This window comes from Xanthomonas sp. WHRI 1810A (genome assembly GCF_040202885.1).
In the GTDB taxonomy this organism is placed as follows: domain Bacteria; phylum Pseudomonadota; class Gammaproteobacteria; order Pseudomonadales; family Pseudomonadaceae; genus Aquipseudomonas.
The window spans coordinates 90,098-115,783 of record NZ_JBEGED010000014.1; the positions used below are offsets into that span (position 1 = coordinate 90,098).

Here is a 25,686-nt window from a genome sequence, read left to right on the forward strand (position 1 = left end):
CATCGATCCACGCCCCGGAAACAGTCCACGCCCCGCTGCGACCGCCTGGCCGCCGGGGGCGCTGGATCGTGAAACCAATACGCCAAAACGAAAAAAGCCGCACTAGGCGGCTTTTCTAGCCCTTGAGAATACCGAAGCAGTTCCCAAGGTTTTTACTGGTGCGGACGGAGAGACTCGAACTCTCACACCTTGCGGCGCTGGAACCTAAATCCAGTGTGTCTACCAATTCCACCACATCCGCGTTTGAAGCTGTTAAAGCAAAGGCGCCAGATTATAAGTCTGGCGCCTTCTTCAAATATGGGGTGGACGAAGGGGATCGAACCCTCGACAACGGGAGTCACAATCCCGTGCTCTACCAACTGAGCTACGCCCACCATCTTGCGTTGTAACCGATACATTCATAAAGAATGCTACTTGTGCCAAAGCTGCCGTTAATGGCGCACCCGGCAGGACTCGAACCTGCGACCATCCGCTTAGAAGGCGGATGCTCTATCCAGCTGAGCTACGGGCACTTATTCAATTTGTATTCTTTCGACTACAAACCAAGAGCTTCAATCAAGCTGAGCCGATCTACACCCTACCTGACTCATTAACCTACCGACTTCGCCAGCCATTTCTGGCTACTCAGTGCTAGGCTGTGCCCGACAAGTGCGACGAATCTTATAGACGGTCCAAAAGGTCGTCAACTCTTTTTTCTAAAAAATTCAGTTAATTAAAGGGCTTAGGGGATTATGCGTGCCAAGCGCCTTTGCCCTTGCGCCATGTCATGCGAGAATGCGCGCTCTTTTTTCCTCCCCTCCGATGGTTAATCACGCGTAATGACTGCAAAACTAATAGACGGCAAAGCGATCGCAGCCAACCTGCGCCAGCAGATTGCCAAACGTGTCGCCGAACGTCGCGAGCAAGGTCTGCGCACGCCGGGCCTCGCGGTCATTCTGGTCGGCAGCGACCCCGCCTCTCAGGTTTACGTCTCGCACAAGCGCAAGGATTGCGAAGAGGTCGGTTTCATCTCCCAGGCCTACGACCTGCCAAGCGAAACCACTCAGACCGAACTCACGGACCTGATCGATCGCCTGAACGACGACGCCGCCATCGACGGCATTCTGCTGCAACTGCCCCTGCCTGCGCACCTGGAAGCCTCCAGCCTGCTCGAGCGCATCCGTCCGGACAAGGACGTCGATGGCTTCCACCCCTACAACATCGGCCGTCTGGCACAACGCATCCCGGTGCTGCGCCCGTGCACGCCGAAGGGCATCATGGCCCTGCTGGAAAGCACCGGCGTGGACCTGTACGGCAAAGACGCAGTGGTGGTGGGCGCGTCCAACATCGTTGGTCGCCCAATGGCCATGGAGCTGCTGCTTGCCGGCTGCACCGTGACCGTGACTCACCGCTTCACCCAGGACCTGGCTGGCCACGTGGGCCGCGCCGATCTGGTGGTAGTGGCCGCCGGCAAACCGGGCCTGGTCAAGGGCGAGTGGATCAAACAGGGCGCCATCGTCATCGACGTCGGCATCAACCGTCAGGACGACGGCAAGCTGGTGGGGGACGTGATCTACGAGACCGCCCTGCCCCGCGCAGGCTGGATCACGCCGGTGCCGGGCGGCGTAGGTCCGATGACCCGCGCCTGCCTGCTGGAAAACACCCTGCTGGCGGCCGAGTCGCTGCACAACTGATCCGTCCAATCGATCAGGCATAAAAAACGGCACCCGAGGGTGCCGTTTTTTTATCTGCATTTATCAAGGTTCTGTGGGAGCCAACGTGTTGGCGAAGGGCGGTATCAGGTCTCCCAGACCCACCGCTTCGCGAATAAATTCGCTCCTACAGAAGCCGGCGCCCGGATAAAGCTGGCGCCGGTCCCGCACTACTTCTTGGCCGCTTCCCAGCTCTTGAGCAGCTCGTTGTAGCTGATGGTTTCGCCCTTCGGCTTCTCATTAGCCAATTTGCGCTGTGGCGCAAGGAACTTGCCGCCGCTGGCTTCTGCCTTCGCATACCACTCTTCTGCCGACGTTTCCGGGTTCATCTTCGGCGCGCATTTGCTGGCGTCCTGAACCTTGGAGCGTTCGATACGGGTCATGATCGCGTCCTGATCCTTCGCCAGACCGTCGAGGGCCGCCTGCGCGGTTTTCTCGCCGGTGACCGCTTCGGCCACGTGACTCCACCACAACTGCGCCAGCTTCGGATAATCCGGAACGTTGGTGCCGGTAGGCGACCATTGAACGCGGGCCGGGCTGCGATAGAACTCCACCAGACCACCCAGTTTCGGCGCCAGTTCGGTCATCTCTTTGGAGTTGATGTCCGACTCACGAATCGGCGTCAGGCCGACGATGGTTTTCTTCAGGGAAACGGTTTTCGACGTCACGAATTGCGCGTAAAGCCACGCCGCCAGACGTTGTTTCTCAGGCGTTGACTTGAGGAAGGTCCACGAACCCACGTCCTGATAGCCCAGCTTCATGCCGTCTTTCCAGTACGGCCCTTTAGGCGACGGCGCCATGCGCCATTTCGGCGTGCCATCGGCATTCATCACCGGCAGACCTGGCTTGGTCATGTCGGCGGTGAACGCGGTGTACCAGAAGATCTGTTGCGCAACGTTGCCCTGGGACGGCACCGGGCCGGACTCGGAGAACGTCATGCCCGCGGCTTCAGGTGGCGCGTAGGCCTTGAGCCAGTCGATGTATTTCTGGGTGGCGAACACAGCGGCCGGGCCGTTGGTGTCGCCGCCACGGGTGATGCTGGAGCCGACCGGATGGCAGTCTTCTACGCGAATACCCCACTCGTCCACTGGCAAGCCGTTGGGCAGGCCCTTGTCGCCGCTGCCGGCCATGGAGAACCAGGCATCGGTGAAGCGCCAGCCCAGGGACGGGTCTTTCTTGCCGTAGTCCATGTGGCCGTAGACTTTCTTGCCGTCGATTTCCTTGACGTCTTCGCTGAAGAACTTGGCGATGTCTTCATAGGCGGACCAGTTGACCGGAACCCCCAGCTCGTAGCCGTATTTGGCCTTGAACTTCTCTTTCAAGTCAGCGCGGTCGAACCAGTCAGCACGGAACCAGTACAGGTTGGCGAACTGCTGGTCGGGCAGCTGATACAGCTTGCCGTCCGGAGCGGTGGTGAACGAGGTACCGATGAAGTCCTTGAGATCCAGCGTCGGCGAAGTGAAGTTCTTGCCTTCGTTGGCCATCATGTCGGTGATGGCTTCAGCCTTGCCATAGCGAAAATGCGTACCGATCAGGTCCGAGTCGTTGACCCAGCCGTCATAGATACTTTTGTCGGACTGCATGGCGGTCTGCAGCTTCTCGATGACGTCGCCTTCCTGCAGCAGGTCATGGGTCAGCTCGATGCCAGTGATCTCGGAGAACGCCTTGGCCAGCGTCTTGGATTCGTATTCGTGGGTGGTCAGGGTTTCCGACACCACCTTGATCTTCATGCCGCGGAAGGGCTCGGCAGCCTTGATGAACCACTTCAACTCATCCAGTTGCTGCTCGGCGCTGAGTGTCGAAGGCTTGAATTCGCTGCCCACCCATTTTTTCGCTGCGTCTTCGTACTGATCCGCCCACGCCGACACGCTCAATCCGCTGAGCGTCAGCATGGTCGCCAACGTCACGCTATGTCGCAGCTTGTTTTTCTTATTGAACATAGACACCTCCAAGTATTGTTTCTTATGTAATCCGCTTTCCAACCTGTAATCGCACCTCATTGTAGGAGCGCGCTTGCCCGCGAAGGCTGAGTGCCAGTCGAAAAATCTTTCGCAGACAGACCGCCATCGCGGGCAAGCGCGTTCCTACAGCTGAGCGGTGCTCTTACGACTCAATTTCAACCCCACCGCATTACCACCAACAGCCACACCAGGGAGATCCCCGAAGCGACCCAGATGCTCCAGTCGGTCGCGCCGATCACCAGCAGATGCAGGTAAGCGCTGCCGAGCAGTCCGATGAATAACCGATCGCCACGGGTGGTGGCAATCGGCAGAAAACCCCGCCGCTCGATGCTCGCCGAACGCAATTCCCAGGCGGTCATGCCCGCCAGGATGACGGCGATGCTGCCGAAGAATAGTGCGGTGGGCAGTGTCCAGGCCATCCATTCCATGTGTGCGACTCCTCAGACACGACCAAGAGCAAAGCCCTTGACCACGTGATTGCGAACGAACCAGATCACCAGCATACCCGGCAGGATGGTCAACACCCCCGCCGCTGCCAGCACCCCCCAATCGATACCCGATGCCGACACCGTGCGCGTCATCACCGCCGCAATGGGCTTGGCGTTGACCGACGTCAGGGTGCGTGCCAGCAGCAACTCGACCCACGAAAACATGAAGCAGAAGAACGCCGTCACGCCGATCCCGGAGCCAATCAGCGGGATGAAAATCTTCGCGAAAAACTTCGGAAAACTGTAGCCGTCGATGTAAGCCGTTTCGTCGATCTCCTTCGGTACGCCGGACATGAAGCCTTCAAGAATCCACACCGCCAGCGGCACGTTGAACAGGCAATGCGCCAGTGCGACGGCAATGTGGGTATCGAACAGGCCGATGGACGAGTACAGCTGGAAGAACGGCAGCAGAAACACTGCCGGCGGCGCCATGCGGTTGGTCAGCAACCAGAAGAACAGGTGCTTGTCGCCGAGGAAACGATAGCGTGAAAACGCATAAGCTGCTGGCAAAGCGACACTCAGCGATATCACGGTGTTCAGGCACACGTAGTACAGCGAGTTGATGTAGCCGCTGTACCAGCTCTCGTCGGTGAAAATCACCTTGTAGTTCGCCAGCGTGAAGTCCTGGGGAAACAGCGTCAGACCGCCGAGGATCTCGGTGTTGGTCTTGAACGACATGTTGACCAGCCAGTAGATCGGCAACAGCAGGAACAACAGGTAGATCCACAACGGCACTACTTTTCGAAAATTCATGGCCGCTCCTCAGTTCTTTTCGCCGTGGGTCATGGCGGTGTAGAACACCCACGACACCAACAGAATGATCAGGAAGTACACCAGCGAGAAAGCTGCCGCCGGGCCGAGGTCGAATTGCCCCAGGGCCATGGTGGTCAGGGTCTGGCTGAGGAACGTCGTCGAGTTGCCCGGACCGCCACCGGTGAGCACGAACGGCTCGGTGTAGATCATGAAGCTGTCCATGAAGCGCAGCATCACCGCGATCAGCAGCACGCTCTTCATTTTCGGCAGTTGGATGTGTCGGAACACTGCCCAGCTGGACGCCCGATCGATACGCGCCGCCTGGTAGTACACGTCCGGAATCGCCCGCAGCCCGGAATAGGCCAGCAGCGCCACCAGCGAGGTCCAGTGCCAGACATCGATGATCAACACCGTCACCCAGGCATCGGAAGCATTGGCTGCGTAGTTGTAGCTGATGCCCATCACATTATTGAGAAACCAGCCCATCAGGCCGATATCGCCACGGCCGAAGATCTGCCAGATGGTGCCGACCACGTTGAAGGGGATCAGCAGCGGAATGGTCATGACGATCAGGCACAGCGAAGACCAGCGGCCTTTGGTGGGCATGGTCAGGGCGATGCCGATTCCCAGCGGGATTTCGATCAGCAGCACACAGGCCGAATACACGAACTGGCGCAACAGCGAGTCATGCAGGCGCGGGTCCTGCAACACCTGCCTGAACCAGTCGGTGCCGACGAAGTAGCGGCTGGACTGGTCGAAGATGTCCTGCACCGAATAGTTGACCACCGTCATCATCGGGATGATGGCGCTGAACGCCACCAGCAAAAACACTGGCATGACCAACCACCAGGCTTTGTTGTTCTGCACCTTACTCATGGGGCACCTCGCTGGCCTGACTGGCTTCCAGCAGAAAATCATCGGCGTACAGCATCAACCACTGACCAGGAAAACTGATCCAGGCCTGGCCTTGGGGCACGGGTTTGTCTTCTGGGATTCGCACCTTGAGCAACTGCCCCGCCAGTTTCAGCGTGATGATCTTGTAGGTGCCCAAATCCTCGACGTAGGTCACGTCCGCGCACATCGCGTCGTCGTAAGGGCCTTCCCAAAGATGCACGAACTCCGGGCGAATGCCGACTTTCAGAGTGCTCCACTGTGTCGCGGCCAAGCGCTGCTGCAGGCCTTCGGACAGCGGCAGGTGAATGTCGCCGAAGCCGACGCCGCCTGGCTGCGGGGTGACGTCGATCAGGTTCATGCCGGGGCTGCCGATGAAGTAGCCGACAAAGGTGTGCCGGGGCTTTTCGAACAGTTCGCGGGGGGTGCCGAACTGCACGATCTGCCCGCCGAACATCACGGCGATCTTGTCGGCGAAGGTCGAGGCTTCCAGCTGGTCGTGGGTGACGTAGACCATGGTGATGTTGAACTGCTCATGGATCTGCTTGAGCTTGCGTCGCAGTTTCCACTTCAGGTGCGGGTCGATCACGGTCAGCGGTTCGTCGAACAGGATTGCCGACACGTCATCGCGCACCAGACCACGGCCCATGGACACTTTCTGCTTTTCGTCGGCGGTGAGGTTCTTGGCTTTCTTTTTCAGCAGCGGCTGCAGGTCCAGCACGTCGGCGATTTCCCCGACCTTGATCTGGATTTTCTTCTCGTCCATGCCCTGATTGCGCAGCGGGAACGCCAGGTTGTCGTACACCGTCATGGTGTCGTACACCACCGGGAACTGGAACACCTGAGCGATATTGCGCTGCTCCGGGGACATTGTGTTGACGACTGTGGAGTCGAACATTACCTGACCTTCAGACGGGCTGAGCAGGCCGGAAATGATGTTGAGCAACGTGGATTTCCCGCACCCGGAAGGCCCGAGCAGCGCGTATGCCCCGCCCTGCTCCCAGATGTGGCTCATCTCGCGGATGGCATAGTCTTCAGGACCACTGGGGGTGGCGCTGTAGCTATGAGCGAGGTTTTGCAAGCGGATCTCGGCCATCAGGCAACCCTCGCCATGCGCAGGCCCGGCGCCTGAATCAGGCCGCCCTGCTGATCGAATACGAATAATTTATGGGTCGGGATGTACACGCGGATCGAGGCATCGACGTCGTATGCATGCACGCCCGGCAGGTGCAGGACCAGAGAGAAATGCTCGTTGCGCACGTGGAGAAAGGTCTCGGAGCCGCTGATCTCAGCCAGTTCCACGGTCACCGCCAGTTCCAGATCGTCGTCGTTGGACGGCACCAGGCTCAGGTGGCTCGGGCGCACGCCGAAGCGGTAGTCGCCATCACCGATGTTGCGCAGGTCGACGTTGAGGGGGAAGTGGACAAAGTTGGCGAAGCTGACCTCGTTGCCTTCAATGCGGCCCGGCATCAGGTTGATCGGCGGCTCGGAAAACAACTCGGCGGCCAGCACGGTCTTGGGCTGGTGATACACCTCAGGCGTCCTGCCGCTCTGAATCACCCGTCCCTCGTGCAGGATCGTGGTGGTGCCACCCAAGGCCAGGGCTTCGTTGGGTTCGGTGGTGGCGTAGATCGCAATGGTGTGCCGCGCTTCGAACAGCAGGCGCATTTCCTGACGCAGCTCTTCGCGCAGTTTGTAGTCCAGGTTGACCAGCGGCTCGTCGAACAGGATCAGTTCGGCGTCCTTGACCAGCGCCCGGGCCATGGCCGTGCGCTGCTGTTGGCCACCGGAGAGTTCGAGGGGGTAACGGGTGAGGAATTTCTCGATCCGCAGCATCTTCGCGGTTTCCAGAACCTTGTCCTGGATTTCTTCTTTCGAGACACCGGCCTGACGCAGTGGCGAGGCGATGTTGTCGAATACCGTCATGCTTGGGTAATTGATGAATTGCTGATACACCATCGACACGTTGCGATGACGCACCGCGACTTTGGTGACATCCTTGCCATTCATCAGGACGCGGCCGCTGTCCGGCTTGTCCAGCCCGGCCATCAGGCGCATCAGGCTGGTTTTGCCTGATAAGGTGCGCCCCAGCAATACGTTGAATGAGCCAGGTTCGAAGCTCAGCGAAGCATCATCGATCCAGATTTGACCGTCGACTGCGCGGCTGACGTGCTCAAGCGTGAGAGACATGGCGTGCCCTTTTTGTCTGTTGTGTTTCTTATTAGAAGACTGGTGCTGCTTGGGGTGCTGCAGTTGGATCGCTACGTTCGTCGACCCGCTTGTTGGATAGCGACAATCGTGCCAATCGACGTTCATAGAGGTATTGCAGGCCAAGAGGCACGGACTAGAGCCTTCAGCGCATTTTTAGCGTTGTCTGGATATTCGTTGCTGAACAAAAATGAACAGCAAACATTGAACACCTGAACAAAATGAACGTTGACTTTGAACAATGTTGAACAACAATGGGTAAGCGTTCCGAGCAAGGAGGCTCATGCACAGCGTCACCAAAAAAAATAATAAGCTCTCGGACATCTACTCATGGCCTTACCTGGCGTTTCCAGCAATCACGACACCATCATTCAGGATTCATGGGCGCGCTGCCGTGAGTTCGGCCTGGACCATCAATCGCGTCCGGCTTTCGGCCAATTGCCGGAACAGCAGGTGCGGCAACTGCTCGAGCGCCATCATTCGCTGGTGCAAACCACCCACCAGCAGGTCCTGCCGTTTTACGAAAACATCCTCAGTAACTCCAACTGCCTGATCCTGCTGGCGGACGAACACGGCCAGGTGTTGAACTCCTGGGGCACCAAGCGCTTTGTCGAGCCCGCACAGAGCCTGGGCTTTGTACCCGGCGCGACGTGGGTCGAGCAGGCCACCGGCACCAACGCCATTGGCACGGCGCTGGCCTGCGAACAGGCGGTGCACATCGAGCACGATGAACACTTTCTCAAAGCCAACCGCTTCATGACCGGTTCCGCCGCGCCGATTTTCGACGCCAGCCGCCGCATGGTCGCGGTGCTCGACGTGTCCAGCGACAGCTTCCTGCCGCCGTCCCACACCCTGGGCATGGTCAAGATGATGAGCCAGACCATCGAAAACCGGCTGATCCTCGACCAGTTCCAGCACAGTTACTTCCAGCTCACCTTCAACACCGGCCTGAACAACCTAGACAGCCAGTGGGCCGGGTTGGTGGTGTTCGACGAGAGCGGCCAGATCCTGTGCGCCAATCGCCGGGCCGACAACCTGCTGGGCGTGAGTCTGCTGCGGGCGAACATCGAGGACCTGTTCAAGGCACCGGTTTCGCAGTTGCTGGATCAGGCGGAGGGCCAGCCGTTCTCGCTTCAGGCGTCAGGGCATAACCGTTTCCATGGCCTGCTGAAGCGGCCCAAGGCTCAGGTTGTGCATCTGCGCCCGGTGCCTATGGCGAAGACGCCGCCCGTCAACGAGCCCACCGGTTTGTTGGCCTTGGGCCTGGGTGACGAAAAAGTAGCCAAGGCCGCGCGCCAGGCCCAGCGTCTGCTGGAGAAAAACGTACCGCTGTTGATTCACGGTGAGACGGGGGTCGGCAAAGAGGTGTTCGTCAAAGCACTGCACAGCGCGAGTTCCCGCGCCCGGCAGCCCTTGATTGCGGTCAACTGCGCGGCGATTCCCTCCGAGCTGGTGGAGGCCGAACTGTTCGGTTACGAGAAAGGCGCCTTCACCGGCGCCCACCATAAAGGCAGCATCGGGCTGATCCGCAAGGCGGACAAAGGCACGCTGTTTCTCGATGAAATCGGCGACATGCCATTGCCGGTTCAGGCGCGGCTGCTGCGGGTGTTGCAGGAACGCTGCGTTCAGCCACTGGGCAGCAGCGAGTTGTACCCGGTGGACATCCGGGTCATTTCCGCCACCCACTGTTCGCTGCGTGAACAGGTGCAGAGCGGGCACTTCCGCCAGGATTTGTACTACCGCATCAGCGGCCTGAACCTCGAACTGCCGCCCCTGCGCGAGCGCACTGATAAAAAATCCCTGGTCCATAGCCTGTGGGAGGAGCACCGCGAGCCGCAGCAGACCGCCGGCTTCGATCCACAGGTGATGGCGTTGTTCGAGCGTCACCCGTGGCCCGGTAACCTGCGTCAGTTGAGCAACGTGATCCAGGTGGCGTTGGCACTGGCGGACGACGAAGTCATCTCCGCCGAGCACTTGCCGGAGGATTTCTTCGCCGATCTGGAGATGGACAGCGAACCCTCCCGCCCCCACGAAGCGCTGAACGCCAAAGCCATCCTGGCCTCGACCGAAGACCTCAACGAACTGCTGCGCGAAAGCGGCGGCAATATTTCGCACCTGGCCAAGCGGCTGGGGGTGAGCCGCAATACGTTGTACAAGCGTTTGCGGGAGAGAGATTTGTAACGGGCGCTTTGCGGGGTTCGATATTCTGGCTATATTTGGCCAGAATATTCAATGGAGCAGTTCAGTGATCATCATTCCCCTGGGTGAGGCCAAAGACAACCTCTCGAAACTCGTCGATGACGCTGCGGCGGGTCAAACCATCACGATTGCAAAGCATGGACGCGCCATGGCGCGGCTCATCCCCGTGGGGCGTCCGACGGGTAAACGCATTGGTGCAATGAAAGGCATGCTTGAGCTTCCCGATGACTTCGACGCCCCTCTGCCAAACGACGTACTGGCCGATTTCGAAGAGGGAAAATTATGAGGATTTTGCTTGATACGCACATTTTGCTTTGGGCGCTGATTGACGATCCGAGGCTTTCACCCAAAGCCAGAAAGATGATCGACACCGCAACCGAGATTTACGTCAGTGCAGCCACGTTCTGGGAAATGTCGATCAAGGTCGGGCTCGGCAAGCTGAATGCGGATCTGGATGAAATCCGGGAGTATTGCCGGGAGAGCGGATTCATCGAGCTGCCCATCGCGGTTGAACATGCGATTGCGGTGAAAGACGTGGAGCATCATCACCGCGATCCGTTTGATCGCCTGATCGTTGCTACCGCGATGACCGAGCCGATGAAGCTGCTGACCTCCGATCCCATGGTCGCCCGATACTCGTCGCTGGCTGTTCTTGTGTAGCGGTCGCAACGTGAACAACGTCCATATGCAATCGCGAGCAAACGCTTCTGTAGGAGCTGACGACCCTACGGGAGGCTGCGATTGCGGTGCGTCAGACAAAACCGTATCGCAGCCTCCCTCGGGGTCGTCAGCTCCTACAGGTCAGTGTTCAGGCCGATCAAATGACGCAGCATTCGGTAGGAGCCAACTTGTTGGCGAAACAGGTGACGCGGAGTATCAGCCAGAACGCTTCACGAACAAGTTCGCTCCTACAGTCGACCGCGTCTTGATCGTTCCCATGTAGGAGCGCGCTTGCCCGCGATGGCTTTTTCAGACGTCGACGATCAATCCGCCAAGCGCCACGTCGTCACGCCCTTCCCGTCTTCCAGCACCACGCCCATGGCGGTGAGCTGGTCGCGGATGCGGTCGGATTCGGCCCAGTTCTTGTCGGTGCGGGCCTGCAGGCGGGCCTGGATCAGCGCTTCCACTTCTGCCGCATCGACCCGCCCTTGCGCGCCGGCGCGCAGAAAGTCGTCGGCCTCCAGTTGCAACACGCCCAAGACACTGGCGAGCTGCTTCAAACGCGCCGCCAGGCCGGCCGCAGCGGCCAGATCGGTGTCGCGCAGGCGGTTGATCTCGCGCACCATCTCGAACAGCACGGCGCAGGCTTCCGGCGTGCCGAAGTCATCGTTCATCGCCGCGCTGAAACGCTCGACGAACGCCTCGCCACCGGCCGGCTCTGCCAGCGGCAATCCACGCAACGCGTGATAGAACCGCTCCAGCGCTGACTTCGATTCCTTCAGGCTGTCTTCGGAATAGTTGATCGCGCTGCGGTAATGGCTCGACACCAACAGGTAACGCACCACTTCCGGCTGATACTTTTCCAGCACGTCGCGAATGGTGAAGAAGTTGTTCAACGACTTTGACATCTTCTCGCCGTTGATGCGGATCATGCCGCAGTGCAGCCAGGCGTTGGCGTAGGGCTTGCCGGTGGCCGCCTCGCTCTGGGCGATTTCGTTTTCGTGGTGCGGGAACTCAAGGTCGCTGCCGCCGCCATGAATGTCGAACGTCTCGCCCAGGCAGCAGGTGGACATCACCGAGCACTCGATGTGCCAGCCCGGACGCCCGGCGCCCCATGGCGATTCCCAACTGGGCTCGCCCGGCTTGACGCCTTTCCACAGCACGAAGTCCAGCGGATCGTCTTTGGACTCGTCGACTTCGATGCGGGCGCCGATGCGCAGGTCTTCGATCTTCTTGCGCGACAGCTTGCCGTAGCCGAGAAATTTTCCGACGCGGTAGTACACGTCGCCATTGCCCGGCGCGTAGGCGTAACCTTTGTCGATCAGGGTCTGGATCATGTCGTGCATGCCGCCGATGTAATCGGTGGCGCGCGGTTCCATGTCCGGCTTGAGGATATTAAGTCGCGCTTCATCCTCGTGCATCGCGTCGATCATGCGCGCGGTCAAGGCATCGAACGGTTCGCCGTTTCTCAAGGCGCGGCTGATGATCTTGTCGTCGATGTCGGTGATGTTGCGCACGTACGTCAGGTCGTATCCGCTGAACCGCAACCAGCGGGTGACCAGGTCGAAGGCCACCATGCTGCGGCCGTGGCCCAGGTGGCAGTAGTCGTACACGGTCATCCCGCAGACGTACATGCGCACCTTGTTGCCGTCCAGCGGCGTGAACACTTCTTTGCTCTTGGTGAGCGTGTTGTAAATAGAAAGCACGATCTGCCCCTTACCGATACCGCATCAAGTCCACGAATCGCGCAGGGTCACTGTGCGATTGAATACCGGCTGACCGGGTTTCGAGTCCTTGATGTCCGCGCAGAAATAACCTTCGCGTTCGAACTGGAAACGGTCTTCCGGTGCTGCTTCACCCAACGAAGGTTCAGCCCGACAACCGGTGAGCACTTGCAGGGAATCGGGGTTGATGTTGTCCAGGAAGCTCTGGCCGTCTTCGGCTTTTTCCGGGTTGGCCGAGCGGAACAGGCGGTCATACAGCCGCACTTCGCACTCGATGCTCTCGGCCGCCGGCACCCAGTGCACGACACCCTTGACCTTGCGGCCTTCGGGGTTTTTGCCCAGGGTCTCCGGGTCGTACGAGCAACGCAGCTCGACGATGTTGCCGTCGGCGTCCTTGATCGCTTCATCGGCGCGAATCACGTAGCTGCCGCGCAGACGCACTTCGCCGTTAGGCTCCAGACGCTTGTAGCCCTTGGGCGGCGCTTCGTCGAAGTCGTCGCGGTCGATGTAGATTTCACGGGAGAACGGCAGCTTGCGCACGCCCAGTTCTTCCTTTTGCGGATGGCGCGGCAGTTCGAGGTGATCGACCTGGCCTTCCGGGTAATTGGTGATCACGACTTTCAACGGCCGCAGCACGCACATGGCACGGGGCGCGTTCTGGTCCAGGTCCTGACGGATGCTGAATTCCAGCATGCCGAAATCCACCACGCCGTCGGAACGGTTGGTGCCGACCATTTCGCAGAAATTACGGATCGAGACCGGCGTATAGCCGCGACGACGGAAACCCGACAGCGTCGACATGCGCGGGTCATCCCAGCCGTGCACGTGCTTCTCATCCACCAGTTGCTTGAGCTTGCGCTTGCTGGTGATGGTGTAGTTCAGGTTCAGGCGCGAGAATTCGTACTGACGTGGCCTGCTCGGGACCGGCAGGTTGTCGAGGAACCAGTCGTACAGCGGACGATGGCTTTCGAATTCCAGGGTGCAGATCGAATGGGTGATGCCTTCGATGGCGTCCGACTGGCCGTGGGTGAAGTCATAAATGGGGTAAATGCACCACTTATCGCCGGTCTGGTGGTGATGGGCGTGACGAATGCGATACAGGATCGGGTCGCGCAGGTTCATGTTCGGCGACGCCATGTCGATCTTGGCGCGCAGCACGCGGGCGCCGTCTTCGAACTCACCGGCTTTCATGCGGGCGAACAGGTCCAGGTTTTCCTCGACGCTGCGCTCGCGAAACGGGCTGTTCTTGCCAGGCTCGGTCAGCGTGCCACGGTATTCCCGGGCCTGCTCGGGGGTCAGGTCATCGACGTAGGCCTTGCCCGACTTGATCAGCTCCACGGCCCAGTCGTGAAGCTGGTCGAAGTACTGCGAGGCGTAGCGCACTGCGCCGGACCACTGGAAGCCCAGCCACTTGACGTCGCTTTCGATGGCATCGATGTATTCCTGGTCTTCCTTGGCCGGGTTGGTGTCATCGAAGCGCAAGTGCGTCACACCGCCGAATTCCTGAGCCAGACCGAAGTTGACGCAGATCGACTTGGCGTGACCGATGTGCAGGTAGCCGTTGGGCTCCGGCGGAAAGCGGGTCACGATCTGTGTGTGCTTGCCTGAATCCAGGTCTGCCTGCACGATCGGGCGCAGGAAGTTGGTAGGGACTGCAGGGCCTGCCTTTGAATTCGCAGCGGCGTCTTGAGTGGGCTTGCTCATATAATCCTTGAACGTACTAACGTACTTGTGGCGGCCAGGGTAGGCCGACTAAATCAAAGCGCTTATCATAGCCGAACCTGTCAAGCCCCTGACAGCACGCAGTAACAAAACTGCAGCGGGCTGATGGAAGAACCGCCTGACACGAATTCAAAAGAGCGAGCTCACGCATGTCCAAAGTAAAGCTGACCACCAACCACGGCGACATCGTCCTGCAACTGGACGCTGAAAAAGCACCGTTGACCGTCGCCAACTTCCTCGAATACGTCAAAGCGGGCCACTACGAAAACACTATCTTCCACCGCGTCATCGGCAACTTCATGGTCCAGGGCGGCGGTTTCGAGCCGGGCATGAAAGAGAAGAAAGACAAGCGCCCGAGCATCCAGAACGAAGCCGACAACGGCCTGCCCAACAAGAAATACTCGGTGGCCATGGCTCGCACCATGGAGCCGCATTCGGCCTCCGCGCAGTTCTTCATCAACGTCGCGGACAACAGCTTCCTCAATCACAGCGCCAAGACCGTTCAGGGCTGGGGCTACGCGGTGTTCGGTGAAGTCATCGAAGGCGCTGAGATCGTCGACAAGATCAAGGCCGTGGCCACCACGTCCAAGGCCGGTCACCAGGACGTCCCTGCCGAAGACGTGATCATCGAGAAAGCCGAGATCACTGAGTGATATTGCTGATTTCCGACCTGCACCTGGAAGAACAGCGCACGGACATTACCCGGGCGTTTCTGAATCTGCTCAGTGGCCGCGCGCGCGAGGCCGAGTCGCTGTATATCCTCGGGGATTTTTTTGAAGCCTGGATCGGCGATGATGCCATGTCGCCCTTTCAGCGCTCGATCTGCGAGGCCCTGCGCAGCTTGAGCGACAGCGGCACCCAGGTCTTTTTGATGCACGGCAATCGCGACTTCATGATCGGCAAGGCGTTTTGCAAGGCGGCAGGTTGCACGCTGCTGAGCGACCCGAGTGTGGTGCAGTTCTACGGTGAGCCGGTGCTGCTGATGCACGGCGACAGCCTGTGCACGCGAGACGAAGCGTATCAACGCATGCGCCGCTATTTGCGCAATCCGGTGATGCTGTGGGTGCTGCGCCATCTGCCGCTGCGCACCCGTTACAAGCTGGCCCGCAAGCTGCGCAGCGAAAGCAAGACGCAAACCAGGCTGAAGGCCAACGACATCGTCGACGTGACCCCGGAGGAAGTGCCGAGGATCATGCGTGAGTTGGGCGTAAAAACCCTGATCCACGGCCACACCCACCGCCCCGCGATTCACAAACTGCAGATCGGCGAAGACACCGCGCAACGCATCGTGCTCGGCGACTGGGACAAGCAGGGCTGGGCGTTGCAGGTGGATGAGCAGGGGTTCCAGCTCGGCGCGTTTGATTTTGTGGCAGAGCCGGTGCTGGCCTTGCCGCGCGGTTCTCAATCGACGTAATTTCGCTTCTGCCGAAGGCGTGGGAGCCTTGCTTGCAGGCGATCTGCCGGGAACCGGCAGTAATCCATCCACCTCGGTATCACTGATGCAGTGAGGTGGGCAATTTACGACCGCTTCGCGCTCGATCGTCGGCAAGCCGGACTCCCACGGCCTCCGGCCAGAAGCAAAAGCTGCCTTGCGATCAATGCCCGCCCCCACCCGGCGCAGCCTTGGCACCGAACGGCGGTTTGGCCATCCACACCACCAGGATCAGCGCGAAGAAGATCCAGCCCATCATGTAGAAATAGTCCACCGTCGACATCATGTACGCCTGGCTGGTGACGATGCCGTCCAGCTGCGCATAGGCCTGATTGCTCGCCCCACCCATGATGTCCAGCGCGTGGCGGGTGGCCGGGTCGTAGGTGCTGATGCTTTCGGTGAGATACGCATGATGCTGGTCGGCCCGGCGAATCCAGATCCAGGTGGTCAGCGACGCGGCAAAACTACCGCCCAGGTTGCGCAGAAACGTCGCCAGCCCCGATCCGTCGGCAATCTGTGACGGCGGCAGGTCCGACAGCAGGATGCTCAGCGTTGGCATGAAGAACAGCGCAATCCCCGCCCCCATGAACAGCTGCACCAGCGCGATGTGCTCGAAATCCACCTCACTGGTGAACCCGGCGCGCATGAAACAACTGGCGCCGATACCCAGGAAGGAAATCCCCGACAGCACCCGCAAGTCGAACTTTTGCGCGTATTTGCCCACGAACGGCGACATCAGCACGGGTAATATCCCGATGGGCGCCACCGCCAGCCCGGCATAGGTCGGGGTGTAGCCCATCTGGGTCTGCAACCATTGCGGCAGGATCAGGTTGATACCGAAGAAGCCGGCGTACCCTCCCACCAGCGCGATGGTCCCGACCCGAAAGTTTCGATACGCAAACAGCCGCAGGTTGACCACCGGGTGCTCATCGGTCATTTCCCAGATGATGAACGCCGCCAGGCCAATGGCCGAAATCACCGTGCCGATGATGATGAAATTGGACTCGAACCAGTCCATGTCATTGCCTTTGTCCAGCACGATCTGCAACGCACCGACGCCAATGATCAGGGTGATCAGCCCCACGTAATCCATGGGTTGGCGACTGGTGGTGACCGGGCGTGACGCCATCTGCTGACGCACCACGAACGCGGCGAACAAGCCGATGGGCACGTTGATGAAGAAGATCCACGGCCAGCTGTAGCTGTCAGTGATCACACCGCCCAGGATGGGACCTGCAATGGGCGCGACCACCGTCACCATCGCCAGCAATGCCAGTGCCATCCCCCTTTTCGCCGGGGGATAGACCGCGATCAGCAGCGTCTGGGTCATCGGGTACAGGGGACCGGCCACCACGCCCTGCAACACGCGAAAGCCCACCAGCTCGGGCATCGAGGTGGAGATACCGCACAGGAACGAGGCCATCACGAACAGAATCGTCGCCCACAAGAACAGCTTCACTTCGCCGAAGCGACGGCTGAGCCAGCCTGTGAGCGGCAACGCGATGGCGTTACTGACGGCAAACGAAGTGATGACCCATGTGCCCTGCTCCGAACTCACCCCCAGGTTGCCGGAAATGGTAGGCAGCGCCACGTTGGCAATGGTGGTGTCGAGCACTTGCATGAAGGTCGCCAGCGACAACCCGATGGTGCAAAGCAACAGGCTGGGCGGCTTGAAAGAAGCGGGCGCGGCGTTACTCATCGCGAATCCTTTGACACTTCAACGTCGCACCGGCCCGCAGGCCGGCGCTGATGGATTGGCGAATCAGCGCTGCACGGTCTTGCCGGTGCCAGCACTGTTTTCGTGGATCAGACGGGCGATCAAGGTGTCGGCATCCGCCAGCTGCTTCTCGTACACATTGGTGCTGTAGGACGCCTGCGTGGGCGGCTGCTGCGCCAGCACCGGTCCACTCTGGTCGTGCAGATTGACGTTGACCACGGTCGACAGGCCAATGCGCAACGGGTTTTGCGCCAGCTCGTCGGGGTTGATATGAATCCGCACCGGCACACGCTGCACGATCTTGATCCAGTTACCCGTCGCGTTCTGCGCCGGCAGCAAGGCAAAGGCGCTGCCGGTACCGGCGCCCACGCTGTCCACGGTGCCGCTGTATTTCACGTCGCTGCCGTACAGGTCGGCCTCGATGTCCACCGGCTGGCCGATGCGCATCTGGCCGAGCTGGGTTTCCTTGAAGTTGGCGTCAATCCACAACTGGTTCAGCGGGATGACCGCCATCAGTGCAGTGCCCGGCTGGACACGCTGGCCCAGCTGCACGGTGCGCCGGGCGACGTAACCGGTGACCGGCGCGATCAGGGTGCTGCGGGCGCTGCTCAAATAGGCCTGGCGCAACTGCGCGGCGGCAGCCTTGACGTCCGGGTGCGACGACACTTCGGTGTCATCCACCAGCGCGTTGCTGGTCGCCAATTGCTGCTGGAGGTTGTTCAGCGCGTTTTGGGCGCTGGTCAGGTCGTCCTTGGCGTGGGACAGCTCTTCCTGGGAAATTGCCCCGCCCGCCGCCAGATTGCGCCGACGGTTGAAGTTGTCCTGGGCTTTCTGCACTTCGGCGCGCTGGGCGGCCATCTGCGCTTTCATGCCGTCGACGTTGCTGTACAGACCGCGCACCTGACGCACGGTCCGGCCGAGGTTGGCTTCGGCGCTTTGCTGCGCGACTTCGGCATCGCTGGGGTCGAACTGCACCAGCACCTGACCTTCGCGCACCAGATCGCCATCATCGGCGCCGATGCTGACGACCGTGCCCGTGGACTGTGGGGTGATCTCCACCACGTTGCCATTGACGTAGGCGTCGTCGGTGCTTTCGTACCAGCGCCCATAAAATTCGTACCAGCCCCACACGGCCAGTACGCCGAGGATGACCACCAGCGCCAGCCCGATCAGCAGCAGCTTGCGCTTGCGCGGATTGGCCTTGGGCTTGTTGTCGCCACCGGAAGGCTTGGCGTCTTTGGTCTGATCCGGCGCCTTGGCGTCCGGCGGGTTGGTCACAGCAGGTTTTTCGGCAGTGGTGTTTTCAGCGGCAGTGGACATGACAGTTCCCTTATTGGGTCAGCGATGCAGTTGACGGAGCGGCCGGGGCGGCGTGTTCGCCGGGCGCGACTGGCGCGAAACCTCCCCCCAGGGCCTGCATCAGCTGGATCGACAAATCGATGCGTTCGGCGTTGAGATCCGCCAATTGGCGTTGCGATTGCAGCAGTTGTTGTTCGATGGTCAGCACGTCCACGTAGTTACCGATGCCCGAGGCGTAGCGCTGAACGCCGGTGCCGTAGGACTGCTGGATGACATCCGTGGCGTGCTGGCGCGCCTCGATCTGGGCGCTGATCGCACGCAACTGGCCGATGTTGTCGCTGACGTCGCCCAAGGCCCGCACCAGACTCTTGTTGTACTGGGCCACGGCCAGGTCGTAGTCGGCGTCCCGGGCATCGAGGTCCGCGCGGCGACGCCCGCCATCAAACAGCGGCAGCGAAACGGTCGGCCCGACGTTGAAGAAACGGCTGGCCGACCCGAACATGGCGTCCCCCAACAGCGACTCCACACCCGCCGAAGCACTCAGGTTGAGATTGGGGTAGAAATTGGTCTTGCTGGCGACGATGTCCTTGCTCGCCGCTTCCACACGCCAGCGCGCGGCGACCAGATCAGGACGGCGACCCAGCAGTTCGGCGGGCAAGGACGACGGCAAGGCAACTACCGCGGGCTTGAGCACCTCCGGCCGGCTCAGTGCGTCGCCCCGGTCCGGTCCTTTGCCCATGAGCACCGCCAGCTGAATCTTGGCCGAGCGCAGGCGTTTTTCCGCATCGACCAAGGCTTCTTGCGAGCCGGCCGCCAGGCTTTCGGTCTGCTGGTATTGATACGCGCTGTCGATCCCGGAGGTCAGACGGCGACGCCCCAGTTCCAGCATCTGCGTGGTGCGCTTGAGGTCATCCTGCGCCAGATCGCGGACGATGTAGGCCTGACCCAAGTCGCTGTAGGCGCGCGCGACGTCCGCGGCCACGGTCAACTGCGCCGCCTGCTGATCGATCTCTGAAGCCCGGGCCTGACCCAGCGCCGCTTCCCAGGCCGCACGCTGGCCGCCCCACAGATCGAAGTTGTAATTGAACACGCCCGACAGCGTGCGCATGGTGCCATAGCGCCCGCCTTGCCCGGTCGGGTCCGACTCGCGGTCCAGGCGCGAACGGGTGATCCCGGCATCGGCGTCCACCGTCGGCATGCGCTCGGCGTTGGCCGCGTAGGCCTGCGCATTAGCCTGATGGGTGCGCGCGGCGGCGACCCGCATGTCCGGGCTGTCACGCAGGGCTTCAGTGATCAAGCCGTCCAGTTGCGGGTCACCCAGGGTTTTCCACCAGTCACGCGCCGGCCAGGCCGCCGGTGACACCGTGATGCCCCGCAGGCTGTTTTGGGTCTGAAGGCCCTTGGCGTCGAGGGCCACGCCTTCAGTGTCCAGGCCTTTGGAGCTGGCACAACCGGCCAGGACCATGGCGGCCAGCACCAGGCTCAATGACGTGCGCAACGTGGAGCTTTGTTTGGAGGATGTCTTCATTTCGCTGCGATCCGCGACAGAACGATGGGATCTGCAGAGGCCACCAGAATCTTGGTGAGAATCTGTTCCAGCGTCGCCAGTTCGTCGACCTCCAGCACGCCTACCATTTCGTTCATGGCTTTGGCGCCGATCTGCGGCAGCAGGCCCGAGAGCGCGACGCCTTCTTCCGTCAGCGCCAGCCGAACCTGACGTCGGTCGGCATCGGAGCGCGTGCGGGCGATCAGATTTTTCTGCTCCAGACGGTCCAGCATGCGGGTCATCGAGCCGCTGTCCAGGGACAACAGGCGGCACAGGTCAGCCGGGGTTTCGGCGCAGAACTTCGCAATCATCACCAGCACCTTGAACTGCGGCGCCGTGACGCCAAACGGCGCCAGGTGGGTATCAAGAATGCGGTTTTTAAGCAGTTCTGTCCGTCCCAGCAACATGCCGAGCAGGCTGGAATGGAAGGTATCGGGCGTGAAATGCGGCATTGGATCACCAAGTAGCTGCCTAGGCAGTAAGTTGGTGAGATATTACTGCCTAGGCAGTTAACTATTCAATGAAACATTATTTAACAACTGGGTTTTCGGACAGACGCGTTGGATCCGCTAGAACCGTATCTGTAGGAGCTGACGACCAGCGGGAGGCTGCGATTGCGTTTTGCCTGACACACCGCATCGCAGCCTCCCGCTGGTCGTCAGCTCCTACAAAGAGAGGGCAGTATCTGGGGTTTGAATCGGCACACCACTGTGAAAGCGCAAATCCACGTCCGGGCTTTCGATCAGTTCGCGCTCGGCCAGCTGCACTTCCACGATTTTGGCACTGACGTCGGCTTCGTCGCCGTAGGCATACGCCAGCTTCAGGTAATCCTGAAAATGCCGGGCTTCGGACTTGAGCAGGCTGGCGTAGAAATGGGCCAGTTCTTCGTCGAGATGGGGGACCAGCGCGGCGAAACGCTCGCAGGAGCGGGCTTCGACGATGGCGCCGACCACCAGCGCATCGGTCAGGCGGTAGGGGTTGTGGGTGCGCACCAGCTTGCGCAGCGACCCGGCGTAACGCGAGGAGCTGATATTCACCAGCGGGATCCCGCGCTTCTTGATGATGCCGAGCACCTGCTCGAAGTGGCGCAGCTCTTCACGGGCCAGGCGCGACATTTTGCTCAGCAGGTCGAATTTGTCGTTGTACTGAAACATGAACTGGAACGCTGCCCCGGCCGCCTTCTTTTCGTTGTTGGCGTGGTCGATCAGCAGCACGTCCAGGTTGCGTACGGCCGCCTGAACCCAGCTGTCTGGAGTGGGGCAAAGCAGGAAAGCATCGACTTCGGGATAGATCGGCATGGGTTCACGAATGGCTGGAGGGGCAAGGCGCAGGATTATACGAGGGCTGTGGCGCCTGTAGGAGCGAATTCATTCGCGATACGTATGTTCCTGCCGCCAACAGTGCATCGGATGCACTGACGCCATCGCGGGCAAGCGCGCTCCTACACCGGATCCGCTGCGCCCATCGCATCCTGCAAGAATCCCGGCGCGATGTAGCGCTCATAGTGCGCCTCGGACAGCAGGAAGAATTCCCGATCAATGGCGTCGCGCAGTTCCGGCAAGCTCCAGTCACGGAACTCGGGCATCAGCACCATGCCGTACGCTTCCAGCTGGTTGATCACCCGGGCGCCGCGCGCAATCAGTTGATAAGCCCAGCAATATTCGGATTGATGCGGCACGAAACGGATCTTGCGCTGCTCCAGTTGCTGACGCAGCTTGTCGGCGTCGAACACCTCAAGCTTGGCGGTCATCACCTGCACCAGCAGTTGCTCAAGACGCAACCACACCGCTCGCTTTTCGGCCTCGTTATAGCCGTTCCAGTGGATCACTTCATGGTGGAAGCGCTTGCAGCCCCGGCACACCAGATCCCCGTAAACCGTGGAGCAGAGGCCGATGCAGGGCGTTTTGATGGTTTGATTGGACATGGCACACAGACACGGCAGCGGACGAAACGAGCCCGCATGTTAGCCCTTTGTCTAACGCGGTACACCCCTGAACATGTAGGGGCTAACTTACCTTTAGTTTTTTTTTGCCGTAGAATCAGCGGGCCTTTTAAGGCGCCAATGTCCGTTGGAAGCTGTTTTCAAAGCGTCACGAGCACAGTCAGGGCTTTTTTACGAAAGCCCACCCCGCAGTCGGTTATGACCCAGGTTCGCCTGGGTCCCCTCCTCCCAGACCGATCCGCAGGCGTAAAACTTTGAAAACAGCTTCCGTTGGAAATCGTCAGCTTCCTGCCCAAAAACTCACAAGTTTAATGAGCGCCGATGCGGACTTTTTCTGGATGAGCGTCCCGGACACCCTTTGGGACCACTGATGAGGGTAATACTGTGCTTGAAGCCTACCGTAAACACATCGAAGAGCGTGCAGCTCTGGGTATCGTGCCCCAGCCGCTCAACGCCGAACAAACCGCAGGCCTGGTCGAGCTGCTGAAGAATCCACCGGCTGGCGAAGAAGCTTTCCTGCTTGACCTGATCACCAATCGCGTCCCACCTGGCGTCGACGAAGCGGCCTACGTCAAAGCCGGTTTCCTGTCCGCTCTGGCCAAGGGCGAAGTCACCTCCCCCCTGCTGGACCGCAAACATGCTGTAGAGCTGCTCGGCACCATGCAGGGCGGCTATAACATCGTGACTATGGTCGACCTGCTGGACGACGCCGCGCTGGGTCAGGTGGCCGCCGAACAACTCAAGCACACCCTGCTGATGTTCGACGCCTTCCACGACGTCGCTGAAAAAGCCAAGAATGGCAACACCACCGCTCAGGGCGTCCTGCAGTCCTGGGCTGATGGCGAATGGTTCCGCAAGCGCCCGACCCTGGCCGACAAGATCAGCCTGCGCGTGTTCAAGGTCACCGGCGAAACCAACACCGACGACCTGTCGCCTGCCCCTGATGCCTGGTCCCGTCCCGACATCCCGCTGCATGCACTGGCGATGCTGAAAATGGCACGCGAAGGCATCGTGCCGGACGTCCAGGGCTCCATCGGCCCGATGAAGCAAATCGAAGAAATGCGCGGCCAGGGCTTCCCGATTGCCTACGTGGGTGACGTGGTCGGTACCGGTTCGTCGCGTAAATCGGCGACCAACTCGGTGCTGTGGTTCTTCGGCGACGACGTCCCGAACGTGCCGAACAAGCGCGCAGGCGGCTTCTGCTTCGGCAGCAAGATCGCCCCGATCTTCTACAACACCATGGAAGATGCCGGCGCCCTGCCAATTGAATTCGATGTCAGCAACATCAACATGGGCGACGTGATTGACGTCTACCCGTACGCTGGCAAAGTCTGCAAGCACGACAGCGAAGAAGTCATCACCACCTTCGAACTCAAGACCCCGGTGCTGTTGGACGAAGTCCGCGCCGGCGGCCGTATCCCGCTGATCATCGGTCGCGGCCTGACCGACAAGGCCCGTGCCGAACTGGGCCTGGGCCCGACCGATCTGTTCAAGCTGCCGGAAGCACCGGTCGACACCGGTAAAGGCTTCACCCTGGCGCAGAAGATGGTGGGCAAGGCCTGCGGTCTGCCGGAAGGCAAAGGTGTGCGTCCCGGCACCTACTGCGAACCGAAAATGACCACCGTCGGCTCTCAAGACACCACAGGTCCCATGACCCGTGATGAATTGAAAGACCTGGCGTGCCTGGGCTTCTCCACCGATCTGGTGATGCAGTCGTTCTGCCACACCGCGGCCTATCCAAAGCCGATCGACGTGACGACGCACCACACGCTGCCTGACTTCATCATGACCCGTGGCGGCGTTTCGCTGCGTCCGGGCGACGGCATCATCCACAGCTGGCTGAACCGCATGCTGCTGCCGGACACCGTCGGCACCGGTGGCGACTCCCACACCCGCTTCCCGATGGGCATCTCGTTCCCGGCCGGTTCCGGTCTGGTGGCGTTTGCCGCTGCTACCGGCGTCATGCCGCTGGACATGCCGGAGTCGATACTGGTCCGCTTCAAGGGCGAGATGCAACCGGGCATCACCCTGCGCGACCTGGTTCACGCGATTCCGTACTTCGCCATCCAGAAAGGTCTGTTGACCGTCGAGAAGAAAGGCAAGAAAAACGCCTTCTCCGGCCGCATCCTGGAAATCGAAGGCCTGGATAACCTGAGCATCGAGCAGGCATTCGAACTGTCCGACGCCTCGGCCGAGCGTTCCGCTGCAGGCTGCACCATCAAGCTGTCCAAAGAGTCGATCACTGAATACCTGAACTCGAACATCACCCTGCTGCGCTGGATGATCGAACAGGGCTACGGCGATCCACGGACCCTGGAGCGTCGTGCTCAGGCGATGGAAGCCTGGGTTGCCAATCCGGAACTGATGGTGGCCGACGCTGACGCCGAGTACGAGGAGATCATCGAGATCGACCTGGCGGATATCAAAGAGCCTGTGCTCTGTGCGCCAAACGATCCGGACGACGCCCGTCTGCTGTCCAGCGTGGCTGGCGAGAAGATCGACGAAGTGTTCATCGGTTCGTGCATGACCAACATCGGTCACTTCCGCGCTGCGGGCAAGTTGCTCGATCAGGTCAAGGGTCAGCTGCCAACCCGTCTGTGGCTGTCGCCGCCGACCAAGATGGACGCTCACCAACTGACCGAAGAAGGCTACTACGGCATCTACGGCAAGGCCGGCGCGCGCATGGAAATGCCGGGCTGCTCGCTGTGCATGGGTAACCAGGCACGCGTTGAACCGAACTCGACCGTGGTCTCGACTTCGACCCGTAACTTCCCGAACCGTCTGGGCGACGGCGCGAACGTTTACCTGGCTTCGGCTGAGTTGGCGTCCGTCGCATCGATCCTGGGTCGCCTGCCGACCGTCGAGGAGTACATGGTGTACGCCAAGGAAATCGACACCATGGCGGCCGATGTGTACCGCTACCTGTCGTTCGACCAGATCGCCGAGTTCCGTGAAGCGGCTGCGAACGCCAACATCCCGGTGGTTCAGGCTTAACCGCTGAAACCAGCGTCACCAAAAACCCCGCTTCGGCGGGGTTTTTTTGTGGTTTTCCTGGGTGCACCCGTTGCCTGTAGGAGCTAACGAGCCGCCGAAGGCTCCGGGGTCGCGCTCGACCGATGCGGTGGTGCTGACACATCTTGGTCGGTGTGAATATCCGTTATCGAGGGTGTGGCTGATATCGGTTCCGCTCTTACAGCGGGTCACTTTGTCTTGGGAAAGTAACCAAACCGCCTCGCTCCCGTGTCCGGCCCCTCCCTCGTCGGGGTTCCCTCGCTCCGGCATTGCTCCGGGGCTGCATTCCCGCGTGGAGCGTGGGAACGATCAAGCGCGAGCGCAGGATGCGTTTTGCATCTGCTTTTGATCTTCATCCACGTTAGCCCAGACACCACACATCGCGACTTGGGTGCAGGCCGAACGCAGGCGGCGCGGAGTGGGCAGCGCGGCATGGATGCC

General features: G+C 60.3%; 21 protein-coding genes and 3 tRNA genes. 7 read left to right on the forward strand and 17 right to left on the reverse strand.

What is annotated here, in order from left to right:
- Window positions 1–156: 156 nt before the first annotated feature.
- From ABQX22_RS19925 to ABQX22_RS19935, 3 genes are all read right to left on the reverse strand, one after another.
- Window positions 157–241 (reverse strand) — tRNA-Leu (locus tag ABQX22_RS19925).
- A 57-nt stretch (window positions 242–298) separates the two neighbouring features.
- Window positions 299–374, reverse strand: a tRNA-His gene (locus ABQX22_RS19930).
- Window positions 375–435: 61 nt separating this feature from the next.
- A tRNA-Arg gene (locus ABQX22_RS19935) sits at window positions 436–512 on the reverse strand.
- Between the two features lie 306 nt (window positions 513–818).
- On the opposite strand from ABQX22_RS19935, the gene folD reads away from it, so the two are divergent.
- Window positions 819–1,673 (forward strand): bifunctional methylenetetrahydrofolate dehydrogenase/methenyltetrahydrofolate cyclohydrolase FolD, encoded by an 855-nt coding sequence (gene folD, locus ABQX22_RS19940; RefSeq protein WP_349801570.1) that lies wholly within the window; start codon window positions 819–821, stop codon window positions 1,671–1,673.
- 188 nt (window positions 1,674–1,861) lie between these two features.
- Here folD and ABQX22_RS19945 read toward each other — a convergent pair whose 3' ends face one another.
- The 6 genes from ABQX22_RS19945 to ABQX22_RS19970 form a co-directional block, all read right to left on the reverse strand.
- Window positions 1,862–3,631 carry an ABC transporter substrate-binding protein gene (locus ABQX22_RS19945; protein ID WP_349801571.1) on the reverse strand — a complete coding sequence of 590 codons (1,770 nt, stop codon included), beginning with the start codon at window positions 3,629–3,631 and terminating at the stop codon, window positions 1,862–1,864.
- Window positions 3,632–3,807: 176 nt separating this feature from the next.
- A complete protein-coding gene (locus ABQX22_RS19950; RefSeq protein WP_349801572.1) occupies window positions 3,808–4,080 on the reverse strand; it encodes a DUF2160 domain-containing protein in 273 nt (90 codons plus the stop codon).
- A 12-nt stretch (window positions 4,081–4,092) separates the two neighbouring features.
- The gene (locus tag ABQX22_RS19955; protein ID WP_349801573.1) at window positions 4,093–4,893 is read right to left on the reverse strand and encodes a carbohydrate ABC transporter permease; all 801 of its coding nucleotides are present in this window, start codon (window positions 4,891–4,893) and stop codon (window positions 4,093–4,095) included.
- Window positions 4,894–4,902: 9 nt separating this feature from the next.
- On the reverse strand, window positions 4,903–5,769 hold the full coding sequence (locus ABQX22_RS19960) for a carbohydrate ABC transporter permease (RefSeq protein WP_349801574.1): 867 nt from the start codon (window positions 5,767–5,769) through the stop codon (window positions 4,903–4,905).
- Window positions 5,762–6,880 (reverse strand): ABC transporter ATP-binding protein, encoded by a 1,119-nt coding sequence (locus tag ABQX22_RS19965; RefSeq protein WP_349801575.1) that lies wholly within the window; start codon window positions 6,878–6,880, stop codon window positions 5,762–5,764. Before ABQX22_RS19965 ends, ABQX22_RS19960 begins: the two co-directional genes overlap by 8 nt.
- A complete protein-coding gene (locus ABQX22_RS19970; RefSeq protein WP_349801576.1) occupies window positions 6,880–7,974 on the reverse strand; it encodes an ABC transporter ATP-binding protein in 1,095 nt (364 codons plus the stop codon). Before ABQX22_RS19970 ends, ABQX22_RS19965 begins: the two co-directional genes overlap by 1 nt.
- Before the next feature lie 348 nt (window positions 7,975–8,322).
- Here ABQX22_RS19970 and ABQX22_RS19975 point away from each other — a divergent pair, with 348 nt between their 5' ends.
- The 3 genes from ABQX22_RS19975 to ABQX22_RS19985 all read left to right on the forward strand — a co-directional run bounded on the left by ABQX22_RS19975 (window position 8,323) and on the right by ABQX22_RS19985 (window position 10,851).
- The gene (locus ABQX22_RS19975; protein WP_349801577.1) at window positions 8,323–10,173 is read left to right on the forward strand and encodes a sigma-54-dependent Fis family transcriptional regulator; all 1,851 of its coding nucleotides are present in this window, start codon (window positions 8,323–8,325) and stop codon (window positions 10,171–10,173) included.
- Window positions 10,174–10,237: 64 nt separating this feature from the next.
- Window positions 10,238–10,477, forward strand: coding sequence for a type II toxin-antitoxin system Phd/YefM family antitoxin (locus ABQX22_RS19980; RefSeq protein WP_349801578.1), 240 nt, complete (start codon window positions 10,238–10,240; stop codon window positions 10,475–10,477).
- Complete coding sequence (locus ABQX22_RS19985) at window positions 10,474–10,851, forward strand: type II toxin-antitoxin system VapC family toxin (protein ID WP_349801579.1); 378 nt, start codon at window positions 10,474–10,476, stop codon at window positions 10,849–10,851. Before ABQX22_RS19980 ends, ABQX22_RS19985 begins: the two co-directional genes overlap by 4 nt.
- A gap of 323 nt (window positions 10,852–11,174) precedes the next feature.
- On the opposite strand, the gene cysS is transcribed toward ABQX22_RS19985, so the two are convergent.
- A complete protein-coding gene (gene cysS, locus ABQX22_RS19990; protein ID WP_349801580.1) occupies window positions 11,175–12,557 on the reverse strand; it encodes a cysteine--tRNA ligase in 1,383 nt (460 codons plus the stop codon).
- A 24-nt stretch (window positions 12,558–12,581) separates the two neighbouring features.
- On the reverse strand, window positions 12,582–14,279 hold the full coding sequence (locus tag ABQX22_RS19995) for a glutamine--tRNA ligase/YqeY domain fusion protein (RefSeq protein WP_349801582.1): 1,698 nt from the start codon (window positions 14,277–14,279) through the stop codon (window positions 12,582–12,584).
- A gap of 167 nt (window positions 14,280–14,446) precedes the next feature.
- Between ABQX22_RS19995 and ABQX22_RS20000 the strand changes: the two genes are divergently transcribed.
- Complete coding sequence (locus ABQX22_RS20000; protein WP_349801583.1) at window positions 14,447–14,950, forward strand: peptidylprolyl isomerase; 504 nt, start codon at window positions 14,447–14,449, stop codon at window positions 14,948–14,950.
- Window positions 14,947–15,711, forward strand: a complete 765-nt coding sequence (lpxH, locus tag ABQX22_RS20005; RefSeq protein WP_349801584.1) for a UDP-2,3-diacylglucosamine diphosphatase — start codon at window positions 14,947–14,949, stop codon at window positions 15,709–15,711. Before ABQX22_RS20000 ends, lpxH begins: the two co-directional genes overlap by 4 nt.
- 181 nt (window positions 15,712–15,892) lie before the next feature.
- Here lpxH and ABQX22_RS20010 read toward each other — a convergent pair whose 3' ends face one another.
- The 6 genes from ABQX22_RS20010 to ABQX22_RS20035 form a co-directional block, all read right to left on the reverse strand.
- The gene (locus ABQX22_RS20010) at window positions 15,893–17,428 is read right to left on the reverse strand and encodes a DHA2 family efflux MFS transporter permease subunit (protein WP_349801585.1); all 1,536 of its coding nucleotides are present in this window, start codon (window positions 17,426–17,428) and stop codon (window positions 15,893–15,895) included.
- A gap of 63 nt (window positions 17,429–17,491) precedes the next feature.
- Window positions 17,492–18,766, reverse strand: coding sequence for an efflux RND transporter periplasmic adaptor subunit (locus tag ABQX22_RS20015; RefSeq protein WP_349801586.1), 1,275 nt, complete (start codon window positions 18,764–18,766; stop codon window positions 17,492–17,494).
- Between the two features lie 10 nt (window positions 18,767–18,776).
- Window positions 18,777–20,273: an efflux transporter outer membrane subunit gene (locus ABQX22_RS20020; RefSeq protein WP_349801587.1), complete on the reverse strand. Its 1,497-nt coding sequence runs from the start codon at window positions 20,271–20,273 to the stop codon at window positions 18,777–18,779.
- Window positions 20,270–20,743, reverse strand: a complete 474-nt coding sequence (locus tag ABQX22_RS20025) for a MarR family winged helix-turn-helix transcriptional regulator (protein WP_349801588.1) — start codon at window positions 20,741–20,743, stop codon at window positions 20,270–20,272. The genes ABQX22_RS20020 and ABQX22_RS20025 overlap by 4 nt, the downstream gene beginning before the upstream one ends.
- 213 nt (window positions 20,744–20,956) lie before the next feature.
- Window positions 20,957–21,589 (reverse strand): tRNA-(ms[2]io[6]A)-hydroxylase, encoded by a 633-nt coding sequence (locus ABQX22_RS20030; protein WP_349801589.1) that lies wholly within the window; start codon window positions 21,587–21,589, stop codon window positions 20,957–20,959.
- A 143-nt stretch (window positions 21,590–21,732) separates the two neighbouring features.
- Window positions 21,733–22,215 carry a DUF1289 domain-containing protein gene (locus ABQX22_RS20035; protein ID WP_349801590.1) on the reverse strand — a complete coding sequence of 161 codons (483 nt, stop codon included), beginning with the start codon at window positions 22,213–22,215 and terminating at the stop codon, window positions 21,733–21,735.
- Window positions 22,216–22,617: 402 nt separating this feature from the next.
- On the opposite strand from ABQX22_RS20035, the gene acnB reads away from it, so the two are divergent.
- Window positions 22,618–25,227 (forward strand): bifunctional aconitate hydratase 2/2-methylisocitrate dehydratase, encoded by a 2,610-nt coding sequence (gene acnB / locus ABQX22_RS20040; RefSeq protein WP_349801591.1) that lies wholly within the window; start codon window positions 22,618–22,620, stop codon window positions 25,225–25,227.
- Window positions 25,228–25,686 lie beyond the last annotated feature (459 nt).